Origin of the sequence: Rhodococcus sp. CX, from assembly GCF_015865005.1 — a bacterium.
Classification (GTDB): domain Bacteria; phylum Actinomycetota; class Actinomycetes; order Mycobacteriales; family Mycobacteriaceae; genus Rhodococcus.
This window is the reverse complement of sequence record NZ_JADZGH010000235.1, coordinates 1-6,371: the sequence shown is the minus strand read 5'-3', so window position 1 is coordinate 6,371 and position 6,371 is coordinate 1. Positions and strand designations below refer to the sequence as shown.

General features: G+C 70.9%; 8 protein-coding genes and 1 pseudogene. 7 read left to right on the top strand and 2 right to left on the bottom strand.

Annotated features, from left to right (window positions below; genetic code table 11):
* A pseudogene (locus tag I0Q12_RS26310) lies at positions 1-112 on the bottom strand (nicotinamidase); the annotation flags it as partial.
* A 5-nt stretch (positions 113-117) separates the two neighbouring features.
* Entirely contained in the window at positions 118-1,452 is a 1,335-nt protein-coding gene (locus tag I0Q12_RS26305; protein ID WP_307846540.1) for a nicotinate phosphoribosyltransferase, read from the bottom strand.
* A 68-nt stretch (positions 1,453-1,520) separates the two neighbouring features.
* On the opposite strand from I0Q12_RS26305, the gene clpS reads away from it, so the two are divergent.
* The 7 genes from clpS to I0Q12_RS26270 all read left to right on the top strand — a co-directional run.
* A complete protein-coding gene (gene clpS, locus I0Q12_RS26300) occupies positions 1,521-1,856 on the top strand; it encodes an ATP-dependent Clp protease adapter ClpS (RefSeq protein WP_197256209.1) in 336 nt (111 codons plus the stop codon).
* A gap of 25 nt (positions 1,857-1,881) precedes the next feature.
* Positions 1,882-2,460, top strand: a complete 579-nt coding sequence (locus I0Q12_RS26295; protein WP_197256207.1) for a DUF2017 domain-containing protein — start codon at positions 1,882-1,884, stop codon at positions 2,458-2,460.
* Entirely contained in the window at positions 2,457-3,566 is a 1,110-nt protein-coding gene (locus I0Q12_RS26290) for a P1 family peptidase (protein ID WP_197256205.1), read from the top strand. The genes I0Q12_RS26295 and I0Q12_RS26290 overlap by 4 nt, the downstream gene beginning before the upstream one ends.
* A 46-nt stretch (positions 3,567-3,612) precedes the next feature.
* Positions 3,613-4,239 (top strand): rhomboid family intramembrane serine protease, encoded by a 627-nt coding sequence (locus I0Q12_RS26285; protein ID WP_197256203.1) that lies wholly within the window; start codon positions 3,613-3,615, stop codon positions 4,237-4,239.
* A 146-nt stretch (positions 4,240-4,385) separates the two neighbouring features.
* Positions 4,386-5,147: a cyclic nucleotide-degrading phosphodiesterase gene (locus I0Q12_RS26280; RefSeq protein WP_197256201.1), complete on the top strand. Its 762-nt coding sequence runs from the start codon at positions 4,386-4,388 to the stop codon at positions 5,145-5,147.
* Between the two features lie 21 nt (positions 5,148-5,168).
* The gene (gene rph, locus I0Q12_RS26275; RefSeq protein WP_197256199.1) at positions 5,169-5,957 is read left to right on the top strand and encodes a ribonuclease PH; all 789 of its coding nucleotides are present in this window, start codon (positions 5,169-5,171) and stop codon (positions 5,955-5,957) included.
* A 1-nt stretch (position 5,958) separates the two neighbouring features.
* Positions 5,959-6,371: non-canonical purine NTP pyrophosphatase (locus tag I0Q12_RS26270; RefSeq protein ID WP_197256197.1), on the top strand; the 413-nt coding region annotated here is incomplete at its 3' end.

Below are 6,371 nucleotides of genomic sequence, written 5' to 3'. Positions count from 1 at the left end.
CGGCAACGTAGTTGCTGATGTCCGCCGAGACCGCGGCACCGCCCGCGACCGCGAGCGCACCGCCCTCGCAGAAGTCGTTCTGTACGTCGACGATGATCAGAGCGCGTGTCATCGTCCTCACCCCTGACCGACGAAACGGGTGGGAACTGCCGGGTCGCCCTCGGACAACATCAGGCCCTCCCACGGCAGGCTCACCAAGCCGGCCGCCAGGAACGCCCGGCTCTCTTCCAGGGTAGGAAGCCCTTCGACGAGTTCGCCACCGCGCACCAGCGGCACCATCAGCTCGCGCGCGGTGCCCTCACCGGTCGGTGCCGGCAAGTGCGCCGAGTAGATCACTTCCTCGGTGAGGGTGCCCGTCGGCCGCGCGAACCGCACCGCGCGCTTGGCGCCGCCCCGCGACTGCTTGTGCGCGCTGCGCTTCTCGACGGGGATGCCGTCGACCTCGACCAGCTTGTAGACCATGCCCGCGGTCGGGGCGCCGGAACCGGTCACCACCGACGTCCCGACGCCGTACACGTCGCACGGTTCGGCGCGCAGTCCCGCGATCGCGTACTCGTCGAGGTCACCGGACATGACGATCTTCGTGCCGGTCGCACCCAGCGAATCGAGCTGCTCGCGGACCTGCCGGGCCAGCACACCGAGATCACCGGAGTCGATGCGGACCCCGCCGAGCTGCGGACCGGCGACCTCGACCGCGGTGCGCACCGCCGCCGTGATGTCGTAGGTGTCGACGAGCAGCGTGGTGTCGACGCCGAGCGATTCGATCTGGCTGCGGAACGCGGACTCCTCGTTGCGGCCGGCCGTCGTCGTGTGCAACAGCGTGAACGCGTGCGCCGCGGTGCCCGCGGCCGGAATCCCGTAGCGCCGTGCCGCTTCCAGGTTCGACGTCGAGTCGAACCCGGCCAGGTAGGCGGCGCGTGCCGCGGCGACCGCGGACTCCTCGTGGGTGCGGCGCGAGCCCATCTCGATCATGGTGCGCCCGTCCGCGGCGCTGACCATGCGGGCCGCAGCCGACGCGATCGCGCTGTCGTGATTGAGGATCGACAGGGCCAGGGTTTCGAGGAGCACGCACTCGGCGAACGAGCCGCGCACCGACAGGATCGGCGAGCCGGGGAAGTAGAAGTCACCCTCGGCGTAACCGTCGATGTCTCCGGAGAAGCGGTAGGCGCGCAGCCACTCGACCGTCGACGGCGACAGGAACCGGGAGACGACGTCGAGCTCGGCGTCACCGAACCGGAAGGAGGCGAGGGCGTCGAGCAGACGGGCCGTCCCGGCGACGACACCGTACCGACGGCCCGCGGGCAGTCGCCGCGCGAACACCTCGAACGCGCACGGCCGATGCCCGGTACCGTCCGCGAGCGCGGCCTCGAGCATCGTCAGCTCGTACATGTCGGTGAACAGCGCGGTGCTCACGGGGCCAGTGGTGTTGGAGTCGATACGGTCTGCAGCCACCCGATCACCTTAGATTGCGGATGCCGAGGCGGGTTTTTCACCGCGCGGGAACGCCGTACCCTGGAAACATGGCGCCGTGTTCCACGACAAAACCGTTCGACGTCCCGGTGATGGCGGCAGGTCAGGCGATGCCGGCGGAAGCCGAGATCGTCGAGGAAATCGAGGCGGTGGATCGGCCCTGGGTCACCGTGGTCTGGGACGATCCGGTCAACCTGATGCACTACGTCACGTTCATCTTCCAGAAGCTCTTCGGGTACAGCAAGGCCAAGGCCACCGAGCTCATGCTCAAAGTGCACAACGAGGGCAAAGCGGTCGTCTCCAGTGGGTCGCGTGACAAGATGGAGCACGATGTCCAGCGCCTGCATGCGGCGGGCCTGTGGGCCACCATGCAGCGCGACGAATGAGCACCGACAGGAGGAGCCGGGCGACGTGCGTCAGTGGAGCAGGAAGAACTCGCTCAGCGGAGTGAAACTGCGGTCCGAGATGGACGCGCACGAAGCGTCGGTCCTGCGATCCCTGGTCGCCTCGGTGCTCGGCATGCTCGAGGAACGCGCCGCCGAGACCCCGCAGGACGACCTCGCCGTGATCACCGGGTTGCGCACCGGTAATTCCACTCCGCCCGACGTGCCCGCCCTCGCGCGGCTGCTGCCGGATTTCCACCGGGCCGACGCCGACAGCACCAGGCATCCCGACGACGAAGCCGCCGACCTCAACGGTGCCCTGCGCAGCCTCCACGAACCGGACATCATCGACGCGAAACTCGCCGCCGGCGCGGTGATCCTGCGGACCGTCCCGGAAACCGGCGGCAAGGTCGTGCTCAACCCCGAGCAGGCCGAAGCCTGGCTGTACGGGCTCAACGACGTGCGCCTCGCGCTCGGCACCACCCTCGGCATCGACGCCGACACCCCCGACACCCTCGACGAGGACGATCCCCGCGCGCCGCACCTCGACGTCTATCACTGGCTGACCTGGATGCAGGACTCGCTGGTGCAGGCGTTGCTGCCGTGAGCCCGACGCTGTCACCGGGCCCCACCGATTCCCTCGCCGACATCGCGGGCCTGCGCGTCGGACACCACCACCTCCTCGACGACACCGTCACCGTGGCCGCGCCCGGCGTGCCCGGTTCCGGCGCCGCCACCGGGTGCACCGTCGTTCTCGCCGACCGGGCCGCGGTCGGGGCCGTGGACGTCCGCGGCGGCGGACCCGGCACCCGCGAAACCGACCTCCTCGACCCCAGCCACTCCGTGCAACGCGTCGACGCGGTGCTGCTCACGGGAGGCAGCGCCTACGGCCTCGCCGCCGCGGACGGGGTAATGCGGTGGCTCGAGGAACACGGTCGCGGCATCGTGATGGGCCTCGACGGCGAGACACCGCTCGTGGTGCCGATCGTCCCGGGAGCCGTCATCTTCGACCTGCCGGTGGGGGACTGGTCGACCCGGCCCACCGCGGACAGCGGATACGCCGCGACCGCGGCCGCGCACGCAGCGACGAGCGTCCCGCGCGGCTGCGTCGGCGCCGGCGTCGGTGCACGCGCGGGAAGCCTCAAAGGCGGGGTCGGGACCGCGAGCGTCCGCATCGGCGACGGCGCCGCGGCCGGGGCGACCGTCGCGGCCCTGGTCGTCGCGAACCCCGTCGGGTCCGTCGTCGACCCCGAGACCGGCCTGCCCTGGGGACTGGGACCCGGCCGGGCGGCAGCGCTCGGACTGACCGCACCGACCGCCGCAGACCTCGAGACCGGCCGCCTGCTCGGGGCCAAGGGCACCGTCCTGAACACCACGATCGGGGTCGTCGCGACCGACGCGACGCTGAGCACGGCCGCGTGCCGCCGCGTCGCGGTCGCCGGGCACGACGGCCTGGCCCGCGCGATCCGTCCGGCCCACTCACCACTGGACGGGGACACCCTGTTCGCCTTGTCCACCGGCACCGCCGATCTTCCCGCGCCCGGACTGCTGCCCGACGCGTTCGCGTCGGAGCTGCCGGTGCTCGCCGCGGTGTGCGAGGCCGCGGCCGAGGTGGTGCAACGGGCGATCGTCGACGCGCTGCTCAGCGCGACCGGGCTCGCCGGCATCCCCTCCTATCGCGACGTGTACGGCACCGCGTTCGACGCGCGGTGACCGTCGCACCGCGGCGCGCGGCCGCCGAGCACAGCACAATGGACCCATGACCGAACCGACCGGAACCGGCGCCGTGACCCGGCCGATGTGGCAACGTGCCGCCCTGTGGATCGGTGGCTTCGTCGGACTGCTCTACGGGATCGAAGGCGTCGACTCCGTCACCTCCGCGGACCTGGACGCGGCCGGGATCGCACCGCGCTCCATCGACGGCCTGTCGGGAGTGCTGTTCGCGCCGCTGCTGCACGACGGCTGGGCGCACCTGTCGGCGAACACCGTGCCGCTGCTCGTCCTCGGATTCCTCGTGCTGCTGTCGGGGATCGCCCGGGGCCTCGCCGCGACCGCGATCATCTGGATCGTCGGGGGAGTGGGAACCTGGCTGTTCGCCGGTCCCGGCTACATCCACATCGGTGCGTCGATACTGGTGTTCGGCTGGCTGACCTACCTGATCGTCCGCGGCTGGTTCACTCGGCACACCGGACAGATCGTCATCGGTGTCGTCGTGCTGCTCGTCTACGGCAGCATGCTGTGGGGAGTGCTGCCCAGCGACCCCCACGTGTCCTGGCAGGGTCATCTGTTCGGGGCGATCGGCGGTGTCCTCGCCGCGTGGGTCCTCTCCGCCGACGCCCGCCGGGCCCGCCGGGCAGCGATCCCGCCCGGCACGCTGCCGCGCTGAGGAGCGGCGGACCCTCCGGATCGGAGACGTAGACGATCCGTTCACCTCCCCGACCTCCACGTCACATTGTTCGTGTAACTGTGAGTTGCCGGGTCGTAATCGGGCTCTGCTTCAACGAGGACGTGCGACGTGGCAGCATGACCTCTATGCGCATGACCGTTCTGGGCTGCTCGGGCAGTGTCGCCGGGCCCGATTCTCCGGCGTCGGGCTACCTGCTTACCGCCCCGGACACCCCGCCGCTCGTGATCGACTTCGGTCCCGGCGTCCTCGGCGCACTCCAGCGGCATGCCGATCCCGGCGAGGTCTCCATCCTGCTCTCGCACCTGCACGCCGACCACTGTCTCGACATCCCCGGTCTGCTCGTGTGGCGTCGCTATTCCCCGAACCGACCCGAAGGCCGCGTCTCGCTGTACGGGCCCGGCGACGCCGCACACCGGCTGGGCGTCGCCTCCGCCGAATGCGCCGGCGAGGTCGACGACGTGTCGGACACCCTCGACGTCCACGCCCTCACCGACGGCGGCGACTTCCGCTTCGGGGCACTGTCCGTTTGCTCCCGTCGCGTCAACCATCCGCCCGAGGCATACGGGTTCCGCATCACCAGCGACTCCGGCCGCACCTTCGTGTACACCGGCGACACCGGCATGTGCGACGAGGTCGTCGACCTCGCGCGCAGCGCCGACGTGCTGCTCGCCGAGGCGTCGTGGACCCACGACCCCGCGGCACGACCGGAGAACATGCACCTGTCCGGCACCGAAGCGGGCCAGGTCGCCGCGCGGGCCGGGGTCGGGGAGCTGCTGCTCACCCACATTCCGCCGTGGACGTCGCGCGAGGACGTCATCGCCGAAGCGAAAGCGGAGTACTCGGGCCCGGTGCACGCCGTCTCCGCCGGGGACGTCTACCGCATCTGACCGATCGCCTACGCTCGTCGGGTGACCACACGAGAAGACGGCAGGGCGGACGATCAGCTCCGCGACATCCGGATCACCCGAGGATTCACCAATCACCCCGCGGGCTCGGTGCTCGTCGAATTCGGGCAGACCCGCGTCATGTGCACGGCCAGCGTCGAGGAAGGCGTGCCGCGCTGGCGCAAGGGATCGGGCCTGGGCTGGCTCACCGCGGAATACGCGATGCTGCCGGCTGCCACCCACACCCGCAGCGGTCGCGAATCGGTGAAGGGCAAGATCGGCGGACGCACCCAGGAGATCAGCCGACTCGTCGGCCGCTCGTTGCGCGCCTGCATCGACCTGGCGGCGATCGGGGAGAACACCATCGCGCTCGACTGCGATGTCCTGCAGGCCGACGGCGGCACCCGCACCGCCGCGATCACCGGTGCCTACGTCGCGCTGTGCGACGCGGTGACCTGGCTGCGCGCCGCGGGCCGCCTCACCGATCCGCAGCCCATCTCGTGCCAGATCGCGGCGGTCAGCGTCGGCGTCGTCGACGGCCGTATCCGCCTCGACCTGCCGTACGAGGAGGACTCGCGCGCGGAGGTCGACATGAACGTCATCGCCACCGACACCGGCACCCTCGTCGAGATCCAGGGCACCGGTGAAGGCGCGACCTTCGCGCGCTCGACGCTCGACGGGCTGCTCGACTCGGCGCTCGCCGGCATCGAGGAACTGTGCCGCATCCAGCGTGAGGTGCTCGCGCAGCCGTACCCGGGGGTGCTTCCCGAGCCGGAGATCGTCGAACCCGTGAAGAAGAAGTTCGGGGCCTGACATGACGGTGAAGGTGCTCGTCGCGAGCCGGAACGCGAAGAAACTGCGGGAACTGCAGCGCGTCCTGGATCGCGCCGGGATCGACGGTATCGAGCTGGTCGGTCTCGACGAGGTTCCGCCCTTCCCGGAGGCCCCGGAGACCGGCGCGACCTTCGAGGAGAACGCCGCGGCGAAGGCCCGCGACGGTGCGCTCGCCACCGGCCTGCCGTGCGTCGCCGACGACTCCGGGCTCGAGGTCGACGCCCTCAACGGCATGCCGGGTGTGCTGTCGGCGCGCTGGTCCGGCGCGCACGGCAACGACGAGGCGAACACCGCGCTCGTGCTCGCCCAGCTCGCGGACGTTCCCGACGAACGGCGCGGCGCCGCGTTCGTGTCGGCGTGCGCGCTGGCGGTTCCCGCCGGGAACGACGCGGC